Consider the following 21755-nt stretch of genomic DNA (forward strand, 5'->3'; position numbering starts at 1 on the left):
GTCCGCTCGACTTCCTCCATCAGATCACCGGCTCGAATCCGCCGATCCACCCCTGCATCGTCACGATGAGCTCGCCCCAGAGCCCGGTGACGAGCAGCAGGCCGACCGCGACCAGCATGGCCCCGCCCACCCGGGTGATCAGCTGCGAGTGGCGGCGGACCGCCTTGAAGGTGTGCAGGGCCTTGCGGTAGGCCAGCCCGGCCGCCAGGAATGGCAGGCCGAGACCGAGGGCGTAGGCGAAGGCCAGCAGCGCGCCGCGGCCGGCGCTGCCCTCGGTGAGGCCGAGGGTGAGCACGACCCCGAGGGTGGGCCCGATGCAGGGGGTCCAGCCGAGGCCGAACACCACGCCGAGCAGCGGCGCCCCGGCGAGGCCGGCGGCCGGGAGCCGGTGGATGCGGAAGTCGCGCTGCAGGCCCGGGACGACCCCCATGAAGGCCAGGCCCAGCACGACGGTGAGCGCGCCCAGCACCCGCGTGATGACGTCGGCGTTGCCGAGCAGCACCGCGCCGAGCCCGCCGAAGAGCGCCCCGCCCGCCACGAACACCGCGGCGAAGCCGAGGACGAACAGCGCGATCCCCGCGACCATGCGTCCCCGCTTGGGGTCGGCGCTCATCCCGGTCACGTAGGACAGGTAGCCGGGGACCAGCGGCAGCACGCAGGGCGACAGGAAGGAGACCAGGCCGGCCGCCACCGCGATCGGCAGCGCGAGGGCGAGCGATCCGCTCGCCACCGTGCTCGCCAGATCAGCGCTCATCGGGAGTCCACCGCCGCTCCGCGATCACTTCTCATCGCCGATCTTGGTGACGGCGCTGAGCAGGTCGTTGTATTTGACCGCGCCCAGCGCCCGGGCGGCGATCCGGCCCTGGCGGTCGATGATCAGCGTCGAGGGGATCGCCGCCGGGGGGACCGTGCCCTGGAAGGAGAGTGCGACCTTGCCGGGCTGGTCGAAGATGCTGGGGTAGCCGGACTGCTGGCTGCGCTCGAAGGCGAGCGCGTCGGCCTTGCGGTCCTTGAAGTCGACGCCGAGGAACTCCACGCCGGCGGCCTTGGTCTTGGCGGCGATGTCCTTGAGCACCGGGGCCTCGGCCCGGCAGGGCGCGCACCAGGAGGCCCAGAAGTTCAGCACCACGACCTTGCCCCTGTGCGTGGCCAGGGTCACCGAGCCCCCGTCGAGGGTCTCCCCCTCGACGGCGGGGGCGGACTTGCGGTCGGCGGCCTCGAACAGGGTGATCTTGCCGTCGCCGGCCACGAAACGGGTGTCCCCGGTCTGCGGCTGCGTTCCCTGGTTACCGGCGCATCCGGCCACGGTCAGCAGCAGCACGGCAGCGACGAAGGATTGTGCGCGCATCAGAGGAAGGGTCTCCCTGTACTACAACCGGTAGAGCAGTCACTCTACCGGCGAGGTCACGCGCCCGGCACAGTGGGGCGCTTGGCGAGCGCGCCCGCGGGTTCGCTGTAACCGACGCTGATCAGCCGGTCTCCCTCGAAGGAGAAACTGGTGAGGCTGGCCAGGCCGCACTGCCGTCGGCGGGGGTCGTGCGGCAGCCGCCGGCGCTCGGCCGCGAGCCGGATCATCCAGATCGGGAGCTGGTGGCTGACCATGATCGCCTCGTGGCCGCGCGCCGCCTCGCGGGCGGCGTCGATCGCGCCCTTCATCCGCCGGACCACGTCGGTGTAGCGCTCCCCCCAGGAGGGGCGGAGCGGGTTCCACAGGTAGCGGTAGTGACGCGGGCTGCGGAAGACGCCGTCGCCGTTGCCGACCGAGATGCCCTCGAAGATGTTCTCGGCCTCGATGAGCCGGTCGTCGGTCGCGACCTCCAGGTGGAAGGTCGCGGCGAGCGGGGCCGCGGTCTCCTGCGCCCGCTCCAGCGGAGAGGAGAACAGGGCGACGACGTCGCGCCCGGCGACCGACTTGGCGACCGTCTCGGCCATCTGCCTGCCGGTCTCCGACAGGTGGTAGCCGGGCAGCCTGCCGTACAGGACGTTAGCGGGGTTGTGCACCTCACCGTGGCGCAGGAGGTGGACGACGGTGGTCTCAGCCATGGTGTCGCAAGCCTACCGACTGGTAGGGGTGGATAGCGCGTATGGAGGGGCGGTTCTGGCCGTGCCATGAGGGTGCCGTTAGGGTCGTAGACGATCGGATCCGGGGCCCGTGCTCGAAAGGACGCCTTTGAGCCTGTTCGCGCTGGTCCTCGTCCTGTCCTCGGCCGTGGCCCACGCGAGCTGGAACCTGCTGAGCAAGCAGGCGGCCGGGGCCGACTCGATCGTCTTCATCTGGCTGGTGGCCGCCGCCTCCACGGTGCTCTGGAGCCCGGTCGCGCTCGGCTATCTGGCCTTCACCGGCGACCGCCTCTCCTGGGCGGGCGCCGGGGTGGTCGCCGTGAGCACCGCGCTGCACCTGGGCTACTTCCTGCTGCTCCAGCGCGGTTACCGCCACGGCGACCTGTCGGTGGTCTACCCGATCGCACGCGGCACCGGACCGCTGCTGGCCAGCCTTGTCGCCGTGCTGCTGCTGGGCGAGCACCCGGGCCCGAGCGGAATCGCGGGGATCCTGCTGGTCGGCGTGGGCGTCCTGCTGCTCGGCACGGCCCGCAGGCCCAGCCGCGAGGATCTGGCCGGGATCGGGTTCGGGCTGGTCACCGGGGTGTTCATCGCGGCCTACACCGTCTGGGACAAGCAGGTCGTCAGCGTCTTCGCGGTAGCGCCGATCCTGCTCAACTACGGCGGCGAGCTCGGCCGGGCCCTCGTCCTGGCCCCATCGGCGCTGGCCGCCCGCCGCCGGAGCCTGATCCCGCCGGTCTGGCGCGAGCACCGGACGCGCGTGCTGGGCGCGGCCGTGCTGGTGCCGCTCTCCTACCTGCTGGTGCTGGTCGCGTTCACGTTCTCACCGGTCAGCGTGGTCGCCCCGGTGCGGGAGATCGGGGTGCTCGTCGCGGTGGTGCTCGGTGGCAGGCTGCTGGCCGAGGGCGATCTGCCCCGCCGGCTGCTCGCCGCCGCCGTCATCGTCGGCGGCGTGGTGACGATCGCCCTCAGCCAGCGGTGAGGGTCGCTCCCAGCCGGCGGTGACGGCCACCCTCAGCCGGCGGCCTCACCGACCGGCTCGGCCGGCTCGGCCGGCTGGTGAGGCAGGGAGGCGATCCTGAGCGCCTCGACGGCGGCCCGGATCGCCGGGCGCCGGGCCGCGTCGCTCCGCCAGAGCGTGTAGATCTTGCGGACCGGGCGCGGCAGGATCGGGACGACCCGCACCCCGGCGGGGACGGAGTCGCGGCCCAGCCGGGGGATGATGGCGCACCCCTGCCCGGCCGCGACCAGGGCGAGCTGGGTCGGATACTCGTCCGCCATGCAGGCGATGTCCGGCTCCAGCCCGGCCGAGCGCAGCGTGTGGACCAGCCAGTCGTGGCAGACCGTGCCTGGCGAGGAGCTGATCCACTGCTCCCCCGACAGCTCGGCCAGCTCGATCTCGGAGCGGCCGGCCAGCGGATGGGCCTCGGGCAGCATCACGTCGGCGATGTCGTCGAAGAGCGTCGCGCGCGACAGCCCCTCGGGGACGGCCATCGGCCGGTTCGTCCAGTCCTGGACCACCGCGAGGTCGAGCTCTCCCCTGGCCACCTCGCGGATCTGCCGCTCGGGCTCCCGTTCGATGAGCTGGAGCCGGAGGTCGGGGTGGCGCTCCCGCAGGTGGACCAGGGCCGCGGGCACCAGCCCCCGGGCCGCCGTGGGGAAGGCCCCGATGCTCAGCCGCCCCACGACCTCCCCGCGCAGCGCCTCGAAGTCGGCTTCGGCGGTCTCCACCAGCGCGAGGATGCGCTCGGCGTGGTCGGCCAGCAGCCCGGCCGCGTCGGTCAGCCGCACCCCGCGGCCGTTGCGCTCCAGCAGCGTCGCGCCGGTCTCCCGCTCCAGCTTGGCGAGCTGCTGCGACACCGCGGACGGGGTCACCATGAGCGCGTCGGCCGCCGCCCCGACCGATCCGTAGACGGAGACGGCGTGCAGGGCCTTGAGACGGTTGAGATCCAACATGTAAGTGATTCTAAACGACCGAGATAAGAAAGTCTCGCTTGTGCTGAATTATCGTTATAAATAAGGATGAGTGGATGCGAACCAGGCATCTCTTCCTGGCCATCGGTCTCGCCGCCGTGTGGGGCTTCAACTTCGTGGTCATGGAGGCGGGACTCAGGCACTTCCCACCGCTGCTGTACGTGGCGCTGCGCTTCACCCTGGCCGCCTTCCCCGCGCTGCTGTTCGTCGGCGGCCCGCGGGTGCCCTGGCGGTGGGTCCTCACCGCCGGGGCCACGCTCGGCGTCACGCAGTACGGCCTGCTCCTGCTGGGCATGCGGGCGGGCATGCCCGCCGGTCTCACCTCGCTCGTCGTCCAGGTGCAGGCGGTCTTCACCGTGGTCCTCGCCGTGGCCCTGCTCAAGGAGCGGATCACCGCCCGCCGCGTCACCGGCATGTGCGTCGCGTTCGCGGGACTGACCCTGATCGCCCTGGACCTGGGCGGCGGCGGCCCGGTCGGCGCGTTCGTCCTGGTCGTCGGCGCCGCGCTGGGCTGGGGCGCGGGCAACATCGCGGTCAGGAAGGCGTCCCCTCCGGACTCGCTCCGCTTCATGGTCTGGCTGAGCGCGGTGGCGGCCGTCCCCATGCTGGGGCTGTCCCTGCTGGTGGAGGGGGTCCCCCGGCTGGAGTTCTCGATGGAGGGCACCCTGTCGGTGCTCTACGTGGCGCTGATCTCCACCCTCGGCGGCTTCGGCGTCTGGGGCTACCTGCTCAGGCGCTACGACGCCTCCGTGGTCGCCCCCTACAGCCTGCTCGTCCCCGTCTTCGGCATGTCCTCGGCGTTCCTGGTCACCGGCGAGTCGATCTCCCCGGCGGAGCTCGCCGCCGCGGCCCTCATCATCTCCGGCGTCCTGTACGCCGGCAGCCGCCCGCGCGGCACGTCCCGCGCCGTCGCCTCCCGCCCCGGAACGGCCGCGCGACCCCAGGATCACGGCGGGCCGCAGGCTCCGCCGGGCCACCCCAGGACGGGCGCGGCGGCCCGCTGACCGCACGCGCCTCCGGCCGGGCACGACCGTCCGGCATCGGGACCCGTACGGTCGCGGCCCGGGCCGCGCCACGGGACCGGCCCGAAGTGGTCACCTGCTTTCCCTGGAAAGTGGCCGTATGGCGGCAGGCCACCTGATCCTTAGGCTGTGACGCCTGAACGCGTCACAGCCGGCCGGCAGGACGCTCCCCGGCCACGCCGGGGAGCGAGCCGGTCGGCCCCGCGGACCTCCGGGCCGCGCCATCCAGGGGGAGACCACATGATCGACGTCCGCAGGCTCCTGCCCTCCGACAGGGCCGTCTGGGAAGATCTGTTCCGCGCCTACATCGACTTCTACCAGCGGGTCGAGCCGGCGGAGATGTACGACCGGGCATGGCGGGAGTTCCAGGCGGACACACGCCTGCACGCCCTCGGGGCGACGCTGGACGGCGAGCTCGTCGGCATCACGCATTTCCTCGTCCATGCCAGCACCTCGGCCCCCGACGCCGACGTCTGCTACCTGCAGGACCTGTTCACCGATCCGGCCGCGCGCGGCAGGGGGGTGGCCCGCGCGCTGATCGCGGCCGTGACCGACCGGGCCCGGACCCGCGGCTGCAGCCGCGTCTACTGGAACACCCACGAGTCGAACAGCACGGCGCGGCGCCTGTACGACAAGGTCGCCGAGAACCGCGGCTTCATCAGATACCAGATCGAGCTGCCGCGCTGAGGCCTGCCCCGCCGACCACGGAGCGGGAGCGCTACCGGTCCGTCTCGGCGGCCACCCGGCCGGCCAGCCGTTCGTAGCGCTGCCTGGCGGCCTGGGAGGTGCCCAGGCCGAGGCCGAAGGCGATCTCCTGCCAGGTGAGGCCGCGGCCCCGCGCCATCAGCAGGAGCCCGGCCTCCAACTGGTCCATCTCCGCGCGCGCCAGCGGGATGAGGGTCAGGGCGGCGGTGATGTCGGCGCCGTCCACCTCCGGCTCGGCCTCCTCCCGCACCGCGCTGCCCCCCGCGAGGAAGGACACGAGCCTGATGGCCTCGTGCGGGCCGAGGACGTCGGGATGGACCTGCCGGGAGCGCTGCGCCTCGGTGGCCGCGTGCCGCTCGGCGATGCGCATCAGGGAGGCGTACACGCGATGCGCCCGCGCCTGAGCGGGGTCGGGCGGGGTGAAGGGGTCGGTTGTCTGATCGGATTCGGCGTTCATACGCCCAGCATGATTGTGCGATATTATGTTGTCAACAACTTGAAGCAAACAAAATGTTCAAACGCAGATCGCGACTCACCCCCCGAGAAGAGGACACATCTCTGCCGTCGACGGCGGAAGCAGGAGAGAATGAACTGAGGGCAACGGAGATGATCTGAATGAACACACCGGGTGACGGAGACGATGTCACGGTGACCGACGTGAGTAGCGCTCTTGACTACTGGCCGTCCCCACCCCCGTGGGGATGGACCGCCGACGACCTCGACCGCCTCCCGGCAGAGGGGCCGAACGGCGAGCCCGACTTCTTCAAGCACGTCGAACTGATCGATGGAGCTCTCGTCTTCATGTCCCCCCAGAAGCGCTTCCACCAGCGCATGATCCGCCGGCTCACCGAGGCGCTCGACATCCAGACGCCAGAGCGACTGTCAGCGGTTGATCAGATGGACGTCAAGCTCGGCCACCGGATGCGGCCCTGTCCTGACGTCGTCATCGTCGACACGGCGGCGGCCGACGACGACGACCGGACGTTCTACACCCCTGACGAGGTCCACCTCGTCGTCGAGGTGGTCTCCCCCGAGTCCGAGGACCGGGACCGCAAGACCAAGCCGTTCCGCTACGCCGAGGCCGGGATCGCGCACTTCTGGCGGGTCGAGAACAACGACGGCAGCCCCGTCGTCTACGTCTACGAGCTCGACCCCGCCACCGGCGCCTACGGCCTGACCGGCATCCACCACGGACGGCTGACCGTCCCGGTCCCCTTCCCCCTCGACATCGACCTGGACAAGCTGCCCCGCTAGGAGGCCTGGGCGGCGGCCTTGGCGGCGAGCGGGAGTGCCTCGGCGATGCGGGACAGTGCCTCGTCGTCGTGGGCGGCCGACAGGAACCACGCCTCGTAGGCCGACGGGGGCAGGTAGACGCCCTGGTCGAGCATGGCGTGGAAGAACGCCCGGTAGGCGGCGGTGTTCTGCCTCTGGGCTCCGGCGAAGTCGGTGACCTGGTCGTCGGTGAAGAAGACGGAGAACAGGCTGCCGGCGCGCTGCAGGCGGTGCGGCACCCCGGCGGCGGCCAGGGCGTCGGCGGCGGCGCGGCCGATGACCAGGGCGGCGGCGTCGACCCGGTCGTAGACCTCGTCGTCGCAGGCGCGCAGGGTGGCCAGGCCCGCGGCGCAGGCCAGCGGGTTACCGGACAGGGTGCCGGCCTGGTAGACCGGGCCCTCGGGGGCGAGGTTGGCCATCACGTCGGCGCGGCCGCCGAACGCGGCGGCGGGCAGGCCGCCGCCCATGACCTTGCCGAAGGTCATCAGGTCGGCGTCCACCGGGTCCAGTCCGTACCATCCGGCCTCCGAGACCCGGAAACCGGTGAGCACCTCGTCGATGATCAGCAGGGCGCCGTGCGCGGTGCAGAGCTCGCGGAGCTTGGCGTTGAACCCGTCGAGCGGCGGGACGACGCCCATGTTGGCCGGGCACGCCTCGGTGATCACACACGCGATCTCGGCGCCGAAGGTCTGGAACGCCTCCGTCACCGCCTCGATCGAGTTGTAGGGCAGCACCACGGTGTCGGCGGCCGAGGCGCCGGTCACGCCGGGGGTGTCGGGCAGGCCGAAGGTGACCAGGCCGGACCCGGCGGAGGCGAGCAGGGCGTCGACGTGGCCGTGGTAGCAGCCGGCGAACTTGACGACCTTGGACCGGCCGGTGAAGCCGCGGGCCAGCCGTACGGCGGACATGGTGGCCTCGGTGCCGGAGCTGACCAGGCGGACCTTCTCCACCGGCGCCACCCGGGCGACGATCTCCTCGGCCAGTTCGACCTCGCCGGGCGTCGCCGTGCCGAACGAGGTGCCCGCCGCGAGGGCCTCCTGCAGCGCCTCGACCACGGCCGGGTGGCGGTGCCCGAGGATCATCGGCCCCCAGGAGCAGACCAAATCCACGTAACGATTGCCGTCGACGTCGGTGATGTAGGGGCCCTGGCCGGAGGCCATGAAGCGGGGTGTGCCGCCGACGGCTCCGAAGGCGCGGACCGGGGAGTTGACACCTCCCGGGACGATCTCGCGGGCGCGGGCGAACAGTTCCTCGGAGTTCTCAGTACGGCTCACGCCCTCCAGGGTAGTCACGGAACGGACAACCCAAGGCGCGAGACGACCGTCACCACAGCCTCCGACTGCGGCTCCGCCAACGGGACCGCATGATCAAAACCGTCACGCCCATGATCAGCACGCCCACGGAGACCAGCCACGAATGTGGCACGTCGGTCTCCAGCTTGGGGATCGCCCACGAGGCCACCCGGCCGTCATGCACTGCGAAGACGTACATCGGCACCGCCATCGCCAACGGAACCACCCATCCCAGCAACCGCCCGAACAAGCGGCCGGAAACACAGGCGAGCCCGAGCCACCACGCCAGATTCCGCAGCGCCGCCGCGACCGTCTCGGCCGCTCCACCCAGCGTCAGGCCCGCGGCCAATCCGGCAGCCGACAGGAGCGTGAACGCCATGAGCTGTCCCAGATCGATCCACCGGATCGCACGGGCCGAAGCCAGCTCCGCGTCAGCCATCGCACTGCTCAAACTGGCGACGATGATGCAGGCGAACGGGATGGGCATGAGCACGGCCACGGGAACAGGTGTGGGGAGGTGATTCCATGCCTGGGGAAAGCTCACCGCGTAGCCCCCCCACGCACCGGCGGCTACAACCAGCGACGCGACCGCCATGAGCATCACACCGAGCAGCCGAGAGCGAGCAAAAGATCGAGAAGCCGAGAATCGAGTCGCGCTCATCGGGCAGCGCACCCGGCCCAGAGCCGCCCGGCCAACGGCTTCGCCCAGGCGAGCTGCTCGTCGTGCGAGAGTTTCAGCACTCGTTCCACGTCCGCCTGCTGGTTCTGCGTCCCAGTAAAACCGCTGACGGATTCCTGTTCCATTGCGGCTGTCTGAAGCCACATCCAAAGCTTGTTACCGGCCTCATATCTGCGCTCTGTCGCTTTCTGCGACTCCGTGCCGCACGCGCGCAGATCAGGGAGAGCAGTATAGACCATGTCCGAGACAATCACCGCGGTGCCATCGAACAAGGCAGTGAAGGACGGCGGGGGGTGACCTTCCTCGGCGGGAAGCAATCCCTCCTCGTGATACACCCGAGGTAACGGGACGACACCCCCCGCCGCCTTCGATACGCGCCGAGCGGCCTCCACCGCATAACCGACGTAAGCACGATTCTCCCGCCACAGGCAGACCCTCGGCGCGCCCGATCCCGGATCCACGCACAGCGGATCCGCCTGAGGCGGACGTGGCACCTGCAGCGGCCCTGACATCGCCAGCCAGACGGTGGAGGCGGCGAAGACCGTCGTCAGTACACCGACGCGTGCTCTCGTCCGCGCCTGGGAACCGGCGGCTCTGCCGAACATGGGCGTGGGAAAAGCGACCGCGGCCACCGTGACCACCGATGCCAAGATGAATCGCGCCACTAGAACCGGCGCGCTGAGCTCCATGTTCGCCGGGCCCGTGATTGTCGAAAAGTCGAAAGGCGAAGAGGAGGGAACGACGAAGCCCCAGGCCAACGCCACCGTAGCGACCAGCGGAGCCGCGAGGCGTGAGCTCGTCAAGCGCCCGACCAAATGACCTGCAGCGACGCAGAACGTCAGGGTGGTGAAAGCCAGCAACAGGTAACTCGGCCATAGAAACCCGGGCCCCGCATTGCCAGTCGCCATCACGACTCCCGTGATCGCGAAGACGACCAGACCCAGCAAGGCATAGAACTGCGTGCCCAGAAACTGGACCACCTCCCGGTGCCAGGATCGGCGGGCCGCCAGTGTCAGTTGATCGGCCATGTGGTCGCGCCGGCTTCGCTGCGCCGACCACGCGGCCATGCCCGCTAGCAGGCCGACACCGAAGCGAGTGGAGGCGTCCGCCACCATCGAACTCGCCTCCGGCCAGACATTCCACCACGCATCCGCGGCCATCCAGGCGGCGCCCAGAGCAAGGAGCGCCGGAAACGCCCAGCGCATCGGAGATCGTCTGATTTCAATCCAGATCATGCGGGTCACAGGATCGCCCCTCGGAGCACCGCTGTGTACCCTCGCTCCAGATTGGTGTCGCCACGTGACTCCGGAGTCGCCCTCTCAACGAGTTCCTGGGGGCTTCCCCGGAAGACGACTTTCCCGTCGTTGAGCACGAACAGGCTGGAGCACGCGGCGCTCACGTCCTCGACCAGGTGGGTGCTGAGAAGAACGGTCGCCGAACCACTCAGATCCCGGATGAGGTCGCGAAACTCCAGTCGCTGCTCCGGGTCAAGGCCCACCGTGGGCTCGTCGAGCAGGACAAGCTCCACGTCACCCACGACAGCCTGAGCGATTCCCGCCCGCCGCAACATTCCGCCGGACAACTCTTTCATTCGCTTGTTCCGCAGTCTCGCCAGGCCCACTCGGTCGAGAGCCGTCATTGAGGCAGCGTGAGCATCCCGGTCGGGAACCATTCGAAGCCAGGCACAATATCTAACGAACTCGTAGACGGAAAAACCTGGATGGCAGCCGAACCGTTGAGGGAGGTATCCGATGTGACGGCGCACCGAGCGCACGTCCGCATCCGTCCGCAACGTGCGGCCGAAAATACGCAGACTCCCTGCGACGGGGGGTGCGACGGTGGCCAACGTCTGCAGCAAGGTGGTCTTGCCCGCACCGTTGGGCCCCAGCAGACCGACCGCTCCACTTTCGATCTGCATGGTGAGGCCGGAAATCACTCGTCGCGAGCCATATCCCTGAACTAAATTCTCGGCCTCGACGGTAGGGCTCAACTGACACCTTTCTCTAACTTTCCGTGAATCCCTCGACACCACCGGGCCCGCCCGTCGCAGATCCGACGGACGAGCCCGGCACTCCGAGGATACAGATAAACTCTGCCCCTATGATCCCACTGCGCGATATTCCAGGTTGATAAGCAATGTGTCGCAGGTGAAGCTGTGGGAGATGTTCTCGTTGGTGGCCTTACTGACGGGGCCCCACCAGTGGTCCGTCTGCCAGTCGCAGTCCCAGATGCCGGTTACCTTGCCGGCGGGGCCCCAGCAGGCGATCTTCCCCCACTTGGTGCCGCTCGTCGCGGTGCTGCACTGCGGCGCGGCGAACAGGCCCACCTCCGCCTCCGCTGCCGGGGTCGGGTCGGCCAAAGCGGTCCCCGTTCCCAGAGAGCCGACGGCCACGACCGCGAGCGCGGCACCTGTTACCAGGATTCGCTTCAATGACATGAAGTATCCTTTCGTCTTGCATCGAGGCTTCGATGCATCGTGCGGGCGTGTGCAGTGAACATGACCACGCCCGCACTTCAATCTCTTCGCCAGCCCAGTCGCTGACAGACACAGATTCTGGCAGGGGGGCGTGCCTTTTCTGTTGCACTTGGCGTTTCACCCACGTGACGCCCTATGACCCTGCTAGAGGTCCCGCCCGTGAGGGCGGGAGTGGGGAGTGCCGGGCCCCCGAAATCAGTGTGAACGCCCTGGAAGCGGTGTAGAGCCTGAAAGTGCAGCCGTGAAGGACTTCTTGGCGTATGGGGCGCGGAACGCATCGATGGTGGCGGCGGGATCAGCTGCGGAAATTTATGGCAGCGTAGCGGGACGCCTACCGTCCGACGCGAAAGCGATATTACGCACTTCGCGTAGATCATCACTCAATATTGCCGAATGCAGTCGTTGTGCTCTTATGCCGGGTTCCATGCCGACGTCGGCGATCAGATGATGCCGCATCGCGTGGAAGGCCCGAGTAGCCTCCACACGCCGCCCGCCCAGGTAGAGGGAGGTCATGAGCTGCTCCCACAGGTCCTCCCGTAAGGGGTGGCTCGCCACCGTTCGGTTAAGCAGTGCCGCCGCTTCACAGTGGCGCCCCTGTGCCATGATCGCATCGCCCAGTGACGCAACCGCCAGTACTCTCAATTCGGCGAGCCGCACCCTTTCCGCTTCCAGTGTTTGAACCTCATGGATGCCCGCGTAGGCGGGACCGTTCCACAACTCCAACGCCCGCGAAAGCTCTTCCTCGGCCTCCGGCGCAGACCCGCGCGCGAGTTTCGCCCGCCCCTCACGGAGCCTGCATTCGAAGACTGCTTGATCGACGTGAGAGGCATCAAGGACCAGCGAGTAGCCATCGCCACGAGTTGTCAGGTTGATGCCCTGGAGACGTCGGCGCAACTTCATGATCTGCCGTCTCATCAAACTGTGAGCACTGTCAGGCGGATCGACCCAACACGCCTCCGCCATGCGTTGCACCGTCACTGTCCGCCCCCTGTGAACAAGGAGCAGGCCAAGCACGACGCGAGCTTTCGACTGTGTGATGGGCAGCCACTCTCCTCCTTGAAGAGTTTCCATCGGACCCAGGATACGAAATTTGATTTCATCATTCATGGCATCCCCGTAACGCCCAGACAAGAATAATCCACGTCGACGATCACTGCCATATTGCCAGAACGTAAAGTTTCACAGCAAATACAATCTCTAACTATGCCCTCACATGAAGAAGCAGCCGAGGAGCGCAGTTGATTGACCTGCAAGATCATCGCTACTTGGAGACGACAAGCTTCAAAAATATGTGAAACATCACACTTCCCGCCGGAGTGAGTTAGTTCACCCACAGACATCGGCGGGCCGGTCGAGGACATAGAGGGGACCCATGGCCTCGTAGAAGATCATCAGGTCATCGTTCACCGGCGCCAACCTGTACCACTCCGATTCCGACATCTAGAAGATGGGAAGGAGAGATCCCGTCGGAGCCGGTGATCCGGTCGGCCGGGACGGGCCGGATGGGCCGCGTCTCCCGATTGAAGGTTCCGGGTCGGCGATCGAAGGCCCCCGTCCTTCTCCAGGCGCACGCGGGCGAGCCCGGGTTCGGCGAGGCCCTGGAATCCGTCCCGGAACGGGACACCAGCCCTGGGACGGCGGGACACGGGGTGCGGGATCCTGCGGTCATGGCAGTGACGACACCCCCTGCCCGGGGGCCGGGCCCCCGGCCGTCCGGCGTCCACCTCGTGCTCAACCGCACCCTGGTGTACGGCGGGCTGGCGGTGGTCACCGGCGGGATCTACTCCGGGCTGACCTGGCTGGTCACCACGCTGGTCGGCAGCCAGAACGCGGTGGCCGGGCTGGTCGCGGCGCTGGCCGCGGGCGCGGTGTTCCACCCGGCACGGCTGCGCCTGCAGCGGGTCGTGGACCGGTTGCTCCGGGTCGAGCGCGACCCCTACCGGGTGGCCGACCGGCTGAGCCGCACCCTGCAGGAGGCCGTCGACCCCGCCGAGGGGCTGGTCACCGCCGCGGCGCTGGTGCGCCAGGCGCTCCGTGCCGACGGCGTCGCCGTCGAGGTCCACGGCGGGCACACCGGGCTCGTCCTCGACGGCGAGCTGGGAGACCGACCGGTCGAGACTCCGCTGGTCTGGCACGGGGAGCCGGTCGGGCGGCTGCTCAGCAGCGGGCCCGGCACCTCGCCGGACCTGCTGGACGCGCTGGCCCGGCGCCTGGCGGAGCTGGCGCACGCCGTACGGCTCACCGCCGACGTGCGACGCTCCAGGGAGCGCATCCTCACCACCCGGGAGGAGGAGCGGCGCAGGCTCCGCCGCGACCTGCACGACGGGCTGGGGCCGACGCTGGCCAGCCTGGCGATGACCGTGGACGAGGCCAGGCTCCGGCTGGAACGAGATCCCGAGGCCGTGGAGGGACTGCTGATCCGCGTGCGCGACCAGATGGGCGCCGCGATCGTCGACGTCAGGAACCTGGTGTACGGCCTGCGCCCGCCCGCGCTGGACGACCTCGGCCTGGTCGGCTCGCTGCGCGCGCTGGCCGACGCGCCGGGGCCCAGGGTGGACATCGCGGTGGTCGGCCCGCTGGGCGACGTGCCCGCGGCGGTGGAGGTGGCGGCCTACCGGATCGCCCAGGAGGCGCTCACCAACGTCCGCCGCCACGCCCAGGCCACCACAGCCCTGGTCCGGGTCGAACTACTCCGGGCCAAGACGGTCCAAACCGAGACGATCCAGGCCGAGACGGTCCAGGCCGGGACGGACCGCACCGGGGTGAGGCAGACCGAGCCGGCGTCCGGCGGAGGCGGGCCCGGCGGCGCGGAGGGCGGCGCTGCAGGCCGCAGGGCGGCGGGGGGCAGGGCGGCGGGTGGCGGCGAGCTGCGGCTCTCGGTCGCCGACGACGGGATCGGCCTGCCGGAACGGGTCCGCGGCGGCGTGGGGCTGGTCTCCATGCGCGAGCGGGCGGCGGAGGCGGGCGGCTCCTGCACGGTCGGACCGCGTCCCGGCGGCGGCACCGAGGTCATCGTCCACCTCCCCCTCGGAACGGAGAAACCATGACCTCCCCCGCATACGAAGACGCCGCCGCCTCCATCACGGACAGAGACGCCGTGGGTGGCCGGTGGCGGAGGACACTGGCCGTCCTCGTCTGGACCGGTGCGGTGCTGGCGCCGGTGTGCAACGTCGTGGCGGTCCGGCTGGCGGAGCTGAGCGCCCCGACCTGGACCGACCCCTTCATCACCATGGACCCGATCGTCCTCCTCTTCCCCGCCGCCGGCGCGTTCCTCATCACGCGCCGGCCCCGGCTGCCCGTCCCGTGGATGCTGTGGGCCAGCGGGGTCGTCGGCGGCCTCTACTACCTGGCCTACAGCGGCGCCCACTGGCGCTACCTCGCCGACCCCGGGGGGATCACCCCCTACCTCATGTGGCTGGGCCTGTGGCTGTGGCTGTGGTACGTGCCGGTGTACATCTCGCTGCTGCCGCTGCTGTTCCCCGACGGCCGGCTGCCCTCCCGGCGCTGGCGGCCGGTCCTGTACGCCAACCTGGTCCTCATGGCCGGGCACTCCCTGTTCCTGGGACTGGCCCCGGATCCGGGGTTCGAGAGCCAGCTCCCGATCGCGAACCCGTTCGGCGTCGAGGCGCTGCGTGACATCTCACCGGCCGTGGAGTCCTACATCGGCGGCCCGATGATGGCGCTCACCGCGCTCGGCGTGCTGTCGCTGGCTTTCCGCTACCGGGCGGGCGACGCCGAGCTCCGGCGCCAGATCGGCTGGTACACCGGCGCGCTGGTGGCGGTCCTGGCCTCCTGGATCCTCCGGGTGGTGACCGGCTCCTGGCTGCTGGCCGCCCTGGAGACCGTCTTCATCGCCGTGGTGCCGCTGTCGATCATCGCGGCGGTGCTGCGCTACCGCCTCTACGGCATCGACGTCGTGGCCAACCGGACGCTGGTCTACGGCTGCCTGGTCGCGATCACCGGAGGGGTCTACTTCGGACTGATCTGGCTGGCCAACGCCCTGGCCAGCGACCTGGGCCCGGTCGCGGGGGCGGTCGCGGCACTGGCCGTGGGCGGGATCTTCCACCCGGCGCGGCTGCGCCTGCAGCGGGCGGTGGACCGGGTGTTCGCCGTCGAGCGCGACCCCTACCGGGTCGCCGGCCTGCTGGGCCGTACCGGGCAGGGGGCGCGGGACCCGGCGGCGGCGCTCGGCGAGGCCGTGGCGGTGATCCGCGGAGCGCTGGGCGCGAGCGGGGTCCGTGTCGAGGTCCACAGCGGGCAGGGCGGGGCGGCGCGCCTGTTCACCGACGGGGAGCTGCGGCCGCAGACCCAGGAGGTGCCGCTGCTCTGGCACGCCGAGCGGGTGGGGACCCTGCTGGTGGCGGGGGCCCGGCCGGGCCGCGAGCCGATGGCGGTGCTCGCCCGGCACCTGGCCGAGCTGGCGCACGCCGTACGGCTCACCGCCGACCTGCACCGCTCCCGGGAGCGCATCCTCACCACCCGCGACGAGGAGCGTCGCAGGCTGGGCCGGGAGCTGCACGACGGGCTCGGCCCGGCGCTGACCAGCGTCACGCTCACCATCGACGAGGCGCGCCGGCGGCTGGAGGCCGACCCCCGGGCCGTCGAGAAGCTGCTGGTCCGGGTCCGCGAGGAGATGACCGCGACGATCGCGTCGGTCCGCGAGCTGGTGTACGGCCTGCGCCCGCCCGCGCTGGACGACCTGGGTTTGGAGGGCGCGCTGCGGGCCTGCGCCGGGGAGGGCGCGGTGACGGTCGACGGCCCGCTGGACGACCTGCCCGCCGCCGTCGAGGTCGCCGCCTACCGCATCACCCAGGAGGCGCTCACCAACGCCCGCCGCCACGCCGGGCCGGCCACCATCCTCCTCCGGCTGCGCAGGCTCCCGGGCGAGCTGCGGGTGGAGGTGACCGACGACGGGATCGGCCTGCCCGAGAATCCGGCCGCGGGCGTCGGGCTGACCTCGATGCGTGAGCGGGCGGCCGAGGTGGGAGGCTCCTGTGTGATCGGCCGCAGGCCGGGCGGCGGCACGGAGGTGACCGCCAGACTGCCTACGGAGGGGGCCGGATGATCACCGTGCTGATCGTGGACGACCACCCGGTCTTCCGGCGGGGCCTGCGCGGCCTGCTGGCGGCCATGGACATCGAGGTCGTCGGGGAGGCCGGCGGCGGGCAGGAGGCGGTGGCGCTGGCCGCCGAGCTCCAGCCGGACGTGGTCGTGATGGACCTGCAGATGCCCGGCGGGAACGGCGTCGAGGCGACCCGGACGATCACCAGGACCAGCCCGCGGATCGGGGTGCTGGTGCTGACCATGTTCCGGGACGACGACTCGGTGTTCGCCGCCATGCGCGCCGGTGCGCGCGGTTACCTGCTCAAGGAGGCCGGCGCCGAGGAGATCGGCCGCGCCGTGCGCGCCGTCGCCGCGGGTGAGGCCATCTACGGCCCCGAGATCGCCCGCCGGGTCCTGGCCTACTTCACCGGCATGCCCGACCCGTCGCGCACCGCCTTCCCCGAGCTCACCGAGCGGGAGCGGGAGGTGCTCCAGTTGGTCGCCCAGGGCAGGGGGAACAGCGAGATCGCCGGGATCCTCTTCCTGTCCGGCAAGACCGTGCGCAACCACATCTCCAACATCTTCATGAAGCTGCAGGTGGCCGACCGCGCCCAGGCCATCGTCCGGGCCCGCGAGGCCGGCCTGGGCGGCTCCCCCCAGCCTGGCCCGTCAACGGGCGCGGGAGGCGGGGCTCAGCGAGGCGGAACCCACTGAGGCGGGGCTCACAGGGGCGGGGCTCACAGGGGCGGGCCACACCGAGGCGGGGCTCACCGAGGCGGGACCGGCTGGGTGGGGCTCACTCGCAGACGTCGGCGAGCGTGTCGAGGACGCGGAGCGGGTCGGGCAGCGGACGGCCGTCGGGAGGGCGCAGCCACGACGTCGCCCTGCCGGTCGGCAGGGTCGAGGGCGGGGCGAGGACGTAGCTGTCGCGGCAGTGCCAGCGCAGGCCGGGCATCTCGTCGATGGTCGCCGGGCCGAAGTCGAGGGGGCAGGACCACCATTCGTCCTCGTCCTCGGCGATGTTGCGGGTGGCCACATAGAAAAGGACCCGGTCGCCGTTGGCGGCGACCGGGCCCGTTGCGGATCCGGCGGAGTCCATGCTCGCGAGGGCGGTGAGCCCGGCGGCGGCCGGTACGTCGAATACGTCGAAGACGCGGCCCGTGGGGAGGATCACGTTCGCCTCCGGGTCGCGCTGCCACCAGTGGCTGAGCAGGGCCGGGTCGGCCGTGGCCTGCATCTGCCAGGCCCGCGAGAGCGGGTGCGCGCCCGGGTCGGGACAGCCGACGCGGTCACAGGAGCAGGCGCGGGGACCGCCCTGCAGTGGCCGCGCGCCGGGACAGCTCGCCCAGCCCAGGGCGGCGTACTCCAGCACGGAGCCGATCATCTGCTTCGGATGAGCACGTCGCCTGCCACGACGAGTCAGCGGTACCCCCACCATTGTGTCCTCCGTCGTCCGCCCGCCCGGATGCCCTCGGATGCGATGGCGTAGCCACGTTCTGATCAGCAAGGGAAGTCAGACAGCCAGGGCTCACACCACCTGGGACACATCCGCACCGGTATCCGCACTCTAACGCACAGACCACCCGAGCAAGCGGCAAACCCCCAGTTCTCGCTATGTGCCGCTGGTCTCAGTGGAGCTTCTTGGCCACCTCGGTCGCCCAGTAGGTGAGGATCATGTCGGCGCCGGCCCGGCGGATCGCAATCAGTGACTCCATGATCACCCGGTCCCGGTCGATCCAGCCGTTCGCCGCCGCGGCCTCGACCATGGCGTACTCCCCGCTGACCTGATAGGCGGCCACCGGCACGTCGACCGCGTCGCGCACTTGGCGCAGGATGTCGAGGTAGGCCAGCGCGGGCTTGACCATCACAGCGTCGGCGCCCTCGTCGAGGTCCAGCCGCACCTCGCGCAGCGCCTCGCCGACCGGCCCGGCCGCGTCCTGCTGGTAGGCGTTGCGGTCGCCGAACTGCGGCGCGCACTCGGCCGCCTCCCGGAACGGCCCGTAGAAGGCCGAGGCGTACTTCGCCGAGTAGGCCAGGATCGGGATCTGCTCGAAGCCGTCGCCGTCCAGCGCCGCGCGGATCGCGGCGACCTGGCCGTCCATCATCCCGCTGGGCGCGATGACCTGCGATCCGGCGCGGGCCTGGGAGACCGCGGCCGCGGCGTAGCGCTCCAGGGTGGCGTCGTTGTCGACCTCGCCGTCAGGCGTCAGGATGCCGCAGTGCCCGTGGTCGGTGAACTCGTCCAGGCAGGTGTCGGTCATCACGACCATCGCGTCGCCCACGTCGGCGACCAGGTCGGCGACGGCCTGCTGGACGATCCCGTCCGGGTCGTCGGCGGCCGACCCGCGGGCGTCCTTCACCGCGGGGACGCCGAACAGGATCAGCGCGCCGACCCCCGCCTCGGCCGCCTCGTGGGCGGCCTTGCGCAGCGAGTCGCGGGTGTGCTGGAACACTCCGGGCATCGAGCCGATCGGGTTCGGCTCGTCGATGCCCTCCTTGACGAACAGCGGCAGCACCAGCTCCGCCGGGTGCAGCCTGGTGCCGGCGACCATCCGGCGCATCGTCGCCGTACGGCGGAGCCTGCGCGGACGCGCTACGGGGAACTGGGCGGTCATGGTCTCTCCCTCTCCCCCGGCCATAGGGGATCGGGAACCGGGGGACCGTGTTCGGATGTGGCTCGCTGAGCTCACGGGAACCGTCACGGACGCCTCGTCCGTCCGTCGGGCGTCCGCGACGATTCCAGATTACTTGGCGCGGCGCCGGGCTCCCCGCCGGGTCTGTGAGGGCCTGCGGGGGACGTCTCCGGCCGCGAGCGCGGCCTGCCGCTGCTTCGCACCATACTCGGCCAGTGCGGCCGCGAGGGCGGAAGCCGATGGTTTGTCGGCCATCACATCGACACGGAGCCCGAACTCCTCGGCCGTCTTGGCGGTCTGTGGCCCGATCACCGCGATGACCGTGACGTTGTGCGGCTTGCCCGCGATGCCCACCAGGTTGCGTACGGTGCTCGACGAGGTGAACAGCACCGCGTCGAACCCGCCGCCCTTGATGGCCTCCCGGATCGGCGCCGGCGGCGGCGCCGCGCGGACGGTCCGGTAGGCGGTCACGTCGTCGCACTCCCAGCCGAGCTCGGTCAGCCCGGCGACCAGCGTCTCGGTCGCGATGTCGGCCCGGGGCAGCAGCACCCGGTTGATCGGGTCGAGCATCGAGTCGTAGGGCGGCCACTCGGCCAGCAGGCCCTCCGACGACTGCTCGCCCGAGGGCATCAGGTCCGGCTTGACGCCGAACTGCACCAGCGCGCGGGCGGTCGCCTCGCCCACGGCCGCGACCTTGAGCCCGGCGAACGCGCGGGCGTCCAGGCCGTACTCCTCGAACTTCTCGCGCACGGCCTTGACCGCGTTCGCGCTGGTGAAGGCCACCCACTCGTAGCGCCCGGTGACCAGGCCCTTGATCGCCCGGTCCATCTGCTGCGGGGTGCGCGGCGGCTCGACGGAGATCGTGGGGACCTCCTCCGGCACCGCGCCGTAGGAGTGCAGCTGCTCGACCAGCGCGGCCGACTGCTCCTTGGTCCGGGGCACGAGCACCCGCCAGCCGAACAGCGGCTTGGTCTCGAACCACGACAGCCGGTCGCGCATGGCGACGGCCTCGCCGACCACGATCAGCGCGGGCTCGGTCATCCCGGCGTGCTTGAGGTCGGGCGCCATCCGGCCGAGCGTGGTCACCACGGTGTACTGCTCGGTGGTGGTGCCCGCGCTGCTGATCGCGACCGGCGTCGAGTCGGGACGGCCCGCGGCGATCAGCGCCTTGCCGATCGCCACCGCCGCCGAGACGCCGTTGTAGATCACCAGGGTGCCCGCGCCCATGGCGTGGGCGGACCAGTCGTCGACCTGGGCCGCGTCCACGACCCGGAACTCCGGCACCGCCACCGCGGCGGGGATGCCCGCGTAGGTGAGCACCGCCGTCGCCGGGGGCACGCCCGGCACGATCTCGAAGTCCACCTCCGCCTTGGTGCAGGCCGCGACCTCCTCGGTGATCGAGGAGAAGAACATTGGATCGCCGCCGCAGAGCCGTACGACACCGCGCCCGCCCTTGGCCTCCGCCACGGCCCTCAGCGAGACCGCGCCCTCCTCGGCCGCATCGACGACTTCGACGTTCGCTCTGCAGTGGCGGAGCAACGCTCCGTACGCCTCCTGATCGAGCACGACGACATCGGCCTTCGACAGCAGGTCGGCGCCACGGAGCGTGAGCAGGCCCTCGTCACCGGGGCCCGCCCCCACGAAGGCGACGAACCCGGCCGGGCGCTCGAAGGTGGTACTTCCGGAGCTCAATGTGCTTGCTCCCCTATCAACGTGCCGGCCCCTTCAGCGATCATCTGGGCAGCGAGGTCGCGGCCCAGATCCATCGGCGCCGAAAGGGTCCCGGCGGTGGACTTGCGCACCGCCTGCCTGCCGTCGACGGCGACGACAGCGGCGGTCAGAATGAGATTTTGCCCGTCATCGGCCGAATACGCACCAACGGGAGCGGCGCACCCCGCCTCCAGGGCGTTGAGCACCGCGCGCTCGGCGGTCACCGCGGCGCGGGTGCGGGCGTCGTCGAGCACGCTCAGGAACTCGACGAGGTCGGTCCGGTCGGCCCGGCACTCCACGGCCAGCGCGCCCTGGCCGGGGGCCGGGAGCATCTCCTCCACGTCGAAGACCTGGGAGATCTCGGCCTCGCGGCCCAGCCGTCCGAGCCCGGCGGCGGCCAGCACGACGCCCTGCAGCTCACCGGAGGTGACCTTGCCGATCCGGGTGTCGGCGTTGCCGCGGATCGGGACGTAGTCGAGGTCGGGCCGGAGCAGCCTGAGCTGGGCGACCCGGCGCGGGGACCCTGTGCCGACCTTCGCGCCGGGCGGCAGGTCGGCCAGCTTGACCGCGGCGACCAGGGCGTCCCTGGGGTCGTCGCGCGGCGGGATCGCCGCGATGACCACGCGCGGGTCCTGCGTGGTGGGGAGGTCCTTCAGCGAGTGGACCGCGAAGTCGATCTCGCCCTCGATCAGCTTGTCGCGCAGCGCGCTGACGAAGACACCCGTCCCGCCGAGCTGGGTGAGGTTGGCCTTGGTGACGTCACCGAACGTGGTGACGCCGACGAGCTCGACGGCCCGGCCGGTCAGCTCGGTGAGCCGGTCGGCGACCAGCCCCGACTGGGTCGTCGCCATGAGGCTGCGCCTGGTGCCCAGCCTGAGCGGCGAGGAG

22 protein-coding genes are annotated in these 21755 nt (G+C 70.7%); 7 read left to right on the forward strand and 15 right to left on the reverse strand.

Translation table 11 applies throughout. The annotated features are described in order from the left end of the window. Window positions 1-19: 19 nt before the first annotated feature. Genes ACZ6R6_RS04905 through ACZ6R6_RS04915 form a run of 3 tightly spaced genes read right to left on the reverse strand, consistent with a single transcriptional unit; the run spans window position 20 to window position 2043 of the window. Window positions 20-754 carry a cytochrome c biogenesis CcdA family protein gene (locus ACZ6R6_RS04905; protein WP_470090241.1) on the reverse strand — a complete coding sequence of 245 codons (735 nt, stop codon included), beginning with the start codon at window positions 752-754 and terminating at the stop codon, window positions 20-22. Window positions 755-778: 24 nt separating this feature from the next. Further along, complete coding sequence (locus ACZ6R6_RS04910; RefSeq protein ID WP_470090242.1) at window positions 779-1348, reverse strand: TlpA family protein disulfide reductase; 570 nt, start codon at window positions 1346-1348, stop codon at window positions 779-781. Between the two features lie 56 nt (window positions 1349-1404). After that, window positions 1405-2043, reverse strand: coding sequence for a histidine phosphatase family protein (locus ACZ6R6_RS04915; protein ID WP_470090243.1), 639 nt, complete (start codon window positions 2041-2043; stop codon window positions 1405-1407). 127 nt (window positions 2044-2170) lie between these two features. Between ACZ6R6_RS04915 and ACZ6R6_RS04920 the strand changes: the two genes are divergently transcribed. Continuing rightward, the gene (locus tag ACZ6R6_RS04920) at window positions 2171-3043 is read left to right on the forward strand and encodes an EamA family transporter (RefSeq protein WP_470090244.1); all 873 of its coding nucleotides are present in this window, start codon (window positions 2171-2173) and stop codon (window positions 3041-3043) included. Between the two features lie 32 nt (window positions 3044-3075). Here the strand turns inward: ACZ6R6_RS04920 and ACZ6R6_RS04925 are convergent, their stop codons facing one another. After that, window positions 3076-4017, reverse strand: coding sequence for a LysR family transcriptional regulator (locus ACZ6R6_RS04925; protein ID WP_470090245.1), 942 nt, complete (start codon window positions 4015-4017; stop codon window positions 3076-3078). Window positions 4018-4091: 74 nt separating this feature from the next. On the opposite strand from ACZ6R6_RS04925, the gene ACZ6R6_RS04930 reads away from it, so the two are divergent. Beyond that, window positions 4092-5039, forward strand: coding sequence for an EamA family transporter (locus ACZ6R6_RS04930; protein WP_470090246.1), 948 nt, complete (start codon window positions 4092-4094; stop codon window positions 5037-5039). Window positions 5040-5297: 258 nt separating this feature from the next. Then, the gene (locus tag ACZ6R6_RS04935) at window positions 5298-5744 is read left to right on the forward strand and encodes a GNAT family N-acetyltransferase (protein WP_470090248.1); all 447 of its coding nucleotides are present in this window, start codon (window positions 5298-5300) and stop codon (window positions 5742-5744) included. Between the two features lie 31 nt (window positions 5745-5775). On the opposite strand, the gene ACZ6R6_RS04940 is transcribed toward ACZ6R6_RS04935, so the two are convergent. Then, entirely contained in the window at window positions 5776-6219 is a 444-nt protein-coding gene (locus ACZ6R6_RS04940) for a DNA-binding protein (protein ID WP_470090249.1), read from the reverse strand. 191 nt (window positions 6220-6410) lie between these two features. On the opposite strand from ACZ6R6_RS04940, the gene ACZ6R6_RS04945 reads away from it, so the two are divergent. Beyond that, complete coding sequence (locus ACZ6R6_RS04945) at window positions 6411-7016, forward strand: Uma2 family endonuclease (RefSeq protein ID WP_451928315.1); 606 nt, start codon at window positions 6411-6413, stop codon at window positions 7014-7016. Here the strand turns inward: ACZ6R6_RS04945 and hemL are convergent. From hemL to ACZ6R6_RS04975, 6 genes are all read right to left on the reverse strand, one after another. Beyond that, on the reverse strand, window positions 7013-8308 hold the full coding sequence (gene hemL / locus ACZ6R6_RS04950; RefSeq protein ID WP_470090250.1) for a glutamate-1-semialdehyde 2,1-aminomutase: 1296 nt from the start codon (window positions 8306-8308) through the stop codon (window positions 7013-7015). The genes ACZ6R6_RS04945 and hemL overlap by 4 nt on opposite strands. Window positions 8309-8357: 49 nt before the next feature. Further along, the gene (locus ACZ6R6_RS04955) at window positions 8358-8930 is read right to left on the reverse strand and encodes a hypothetical protein (protein WP_470090252.1); all 573 of its coding nucleotides are present in this window, start codon (window positions 8928-8930) and stop codon (window positions 8358-8360) included. Window positions 8931-8983: 53 nt separating this feature from the next. Further along, complete coding sequence (locus ACZ6R6_RS04960; RefSeq protein WP_470090475.1) at window positions 8984-10240, reverse strand: DUF7224 domain-containing protein; 1257 nt, start codon at window positions 10238-10240, stop codon at window positions 8984-8986. A 5-nt stretch (window positions 10241-10245) separates the two neighbouring features. Beyond that, window positions 10246-10995: an ATP-binding cassette domain-containing protein gene (locus ACZ6R6_RS04965; RefSeq protein ID WP_470090253.1), complete on the reverse strand. Its 750-nt coding sequence runs from the start codon at window positions 10993-10995 to the stop codon at window positions 10246-10248. Window positions 10996-11103: 108 nt separating this feature from the next. Beyond that, entirely contained in the window at window positions 11104-11442 is a 339-nt protein-coding gene (locus ACZ6R6_RS04970) for a hypothetical protein (RefSeq protein ID WP_470090255.1), read from the reverse strand. A 348-nt stretch (window positions 11443-11790) separates the two neighbouring features. Continuing rightward, a complete protein-coding gene (locus tag ACZ6R6_RS04975; protein ID WP_470090256.1) occupies window positions 11791-12588 on the reverse strand; it encodes an AfsR/SARP family transcriptional regulator in 798 nt (265 codons plus the stop codon). Window positions 12589-13148: 560 nt separating this feature from the next. Here ACZ6R6_RS04975 and ACZ6R6_RS04980 point away from each other — a divergent pair. From ACZ6R6_RS04980 to ACZ6R6_RS04990, 3 genes are read left to right on the forward strand one after another with little or no spacing between them, the layout of a single operon-like run. Then, a complete protein-coding gene (locus ACZ6R6_RS04980) occupies window positions 13149-14528 on the forward strand; it encodes a sensor histidine kinase (RefSeq protein ID WP_470090258.1) in 1380 nt (459 codons plus the stop codon). After that, a complete protein-coding gene (locus ACZ6R6_RS04985; RefSeq protein WP_470090260.1) occupies window positions 14525-16546 on the forward strand; it encodes a sensor histidine kinase in 2022 nt (673 codons plus the stop codon). The genes ACZ6R6_RS04980 and ACZ6R6_RS04985 overlap by 4 nt, the downstream gene beginning before the upstream one ends. Continuing rightward, window positions 16543-17238, forward strand: a complete 696-nt coding sequence (locus tag ACZ6R6_RS04990; RefSeq protein ID WP_470090262.1) for a response regulator transcription factor — start codon at window positions 16543-16545, stop codon at window positions 17236-17238. The genes ACZ6R6_RS04985 and ACZ6R6_RS04990 overlap by 4 nt, the downstream gene beginning before the upstream one ends. A gap of 82 nt (window positions 17239-17320) precedes the next feature. Here ACZ6R6_RS04990 and ACZ6R6_RS04995 read toward each other — a convergent pair whose 3' ends face one another. The 4 genes from ACZ6R6_RS04995 to hemC form a co-directional block, all read right to left on the reverse strand. Next, complete coding sequence (locus ACZ6R6_RS04995; RefSeq protein WP_470090264.1) at window positions 17321-17962, reverse strand: bifunctional DNA primase/polymerase; 642 nt, start codon at window positions 17960-17962, stop codon at window positions 17321-17323. A 190-nt stretch (window positions 17963-18152) separates the two neighbouring features. Continuing rightward, the gene (gene hemB, locus ACZ6R6_RS05000; RefSeq protein ID WP_470090265.1) at window positions 18153-19139 is read right to left on the reverse strand and encodes a porphobilinogen synthase; all 987 of its coding nucleotides are present in this window, start codon (window positions 19137-19139) and stop codon (window positions 18153-18155) included. Window positions 19140-19268: 129 nt separating this feature from the next. Then, a complete protein-coding gene (locus ACZ6R6_RS05005; RefSeq protein ID WP_470090267.1) occupies window positions 19269-20849 on the reverse strand; it encodes a bifunctional uroporphyrinogen-III C-methyltransferase/uroporphyrinogen-III synthase in 1581 nt (526 codons plus the stop codon). Next, a complete protein-coding gene (hemC, locus tag ACZ6R6_RS05010; RefSeq protein WP_470090476.1) occupies window positions 20846-21718 on the reverse strand; it encodes a hydroxymethylbilane synthase in 873 nt (290 codons plus the stop codon). The genes ACZ6R6_RS05005 and hemC overlap by 4 nt, the downstream gene beginning before the upstream one ends. Window positions 21719-21755 lie beyond the last annotated feature (37 nt).

This window comes from Streptosporangium sp. NPDC048886, from assembly GCF_055586905.1.

Coding starts and splice junctions, on each gene's coding strand:
- ACZ6R6_RS04905 (WP_470090241.1), bottom strand. CDS start 754: ATGAGCGCTGATCTGGCGAGCACGGTGGCGAGCGGATCGCTCGCCCTC.
- ACZ6R6_RS04910 (WP_470090242.1), bottom strand. CDS start 1,348: ATGCGCGCACAATCCTTCGTCGCTGCCGTGCTGCTGCTGACCGTGGCC.
- ACZ6R6_RS04915 (WP_470090243.1), bottom strand. CDS start 2,043: ATGGCTGAGACCACCGTCGTCCACCTCCTGCGCCACGGTGAGGTGCAC.
- ACZ6R6_RS04925 (WP_470090245.1), bottom strand. CDS start 4,017: ATGTTGGATCTCAACCGTCTCAAGGCCCTGCACGCCGTCTCCGTCTAC.
- ACZ6R6_RS04930 (WP_470090246.1), top strand. CDS start 4,092: ATGCGAACCAGGCATCTCTTCCTGGCCATCGGTCTCGCCGCCGTGTGG.
- ACZ6R6_RS04935 (WP_470090248.1), top strand. CDS start 5,298: ATGATCGACGTCCGCAGGCTCCTGCCCTCCGACAGGGCCGTCTGGGAA.
- ACZ6R6_RS04940 (WP_470090249.1), bottom strand. CDS start 6,219: ATGAACGCCGAATCCGATCAGACAACCGACCCCTTCACCCCGCCCGAC.
- ACZ6R6_RS04960 (WP_470090475.1), bottom strand. CDS start 10,240: ATGATCTGGATTGAAATCAGACGATCTCCGATGCGCTGGGCGTTTCCG.
- ACZ6R6_RS04970 (WP_470090255.1), bottom strand. CDS start 11,442: ATGTCATTGAAGCGAATCCTGGTAACAGGTGCCGCGCTCGCGGTCGTG.
- ACZ6R6_RS04975 (WP_470090256.1), bottom strand. CDS start 12,588: ATGAATGATGAAATCAAATTTCGTATCCTGGGTCCGATGGAAACTCTT.
- ACZ6R6_RS04980 (WP_470090258.1), top strand. CDS start 13,149: ATGGCAGTGACGACACCCCCTGCCCGGGGGCCGGGCCCCCGGCCGTCC.
- ACZ6R6_RS04985 (WP_470090260.1), top strand. CDS start 14,525: ATGACCTCCCCCGCATACGAAGACGCCGCCGCCTCCATCACGGACAGA.
- ACZ6R6_RS04990 (WP_470090262.1), top strand. CDS start 16,543: ATGATCACCGTGCTGATCGTGGACGACCACCCGGTCTTCCGGCGGGGC.
- ACZ6R6_RS04995 (WP_470090264.1), bottom strand. CDS start 17,962: ATGGTGGGGGTACCGCTGACTCGTCGTGGCAGGCGACGTGCTCATCCG.
- hemB (WP_470090265.1), bottom strand. CDS start 19,139: ATGACCGCCCAGTTCCCCGTAGCGCGTCCGCGCAGGCTCCGCCGTACG.
- hemC (WP_470090476.1), bottom strand. CDS start 21,718: ATGGCGACGACCCAGTCGGGGCTGGTCGCCGACCGGCTCACCGAGCTG.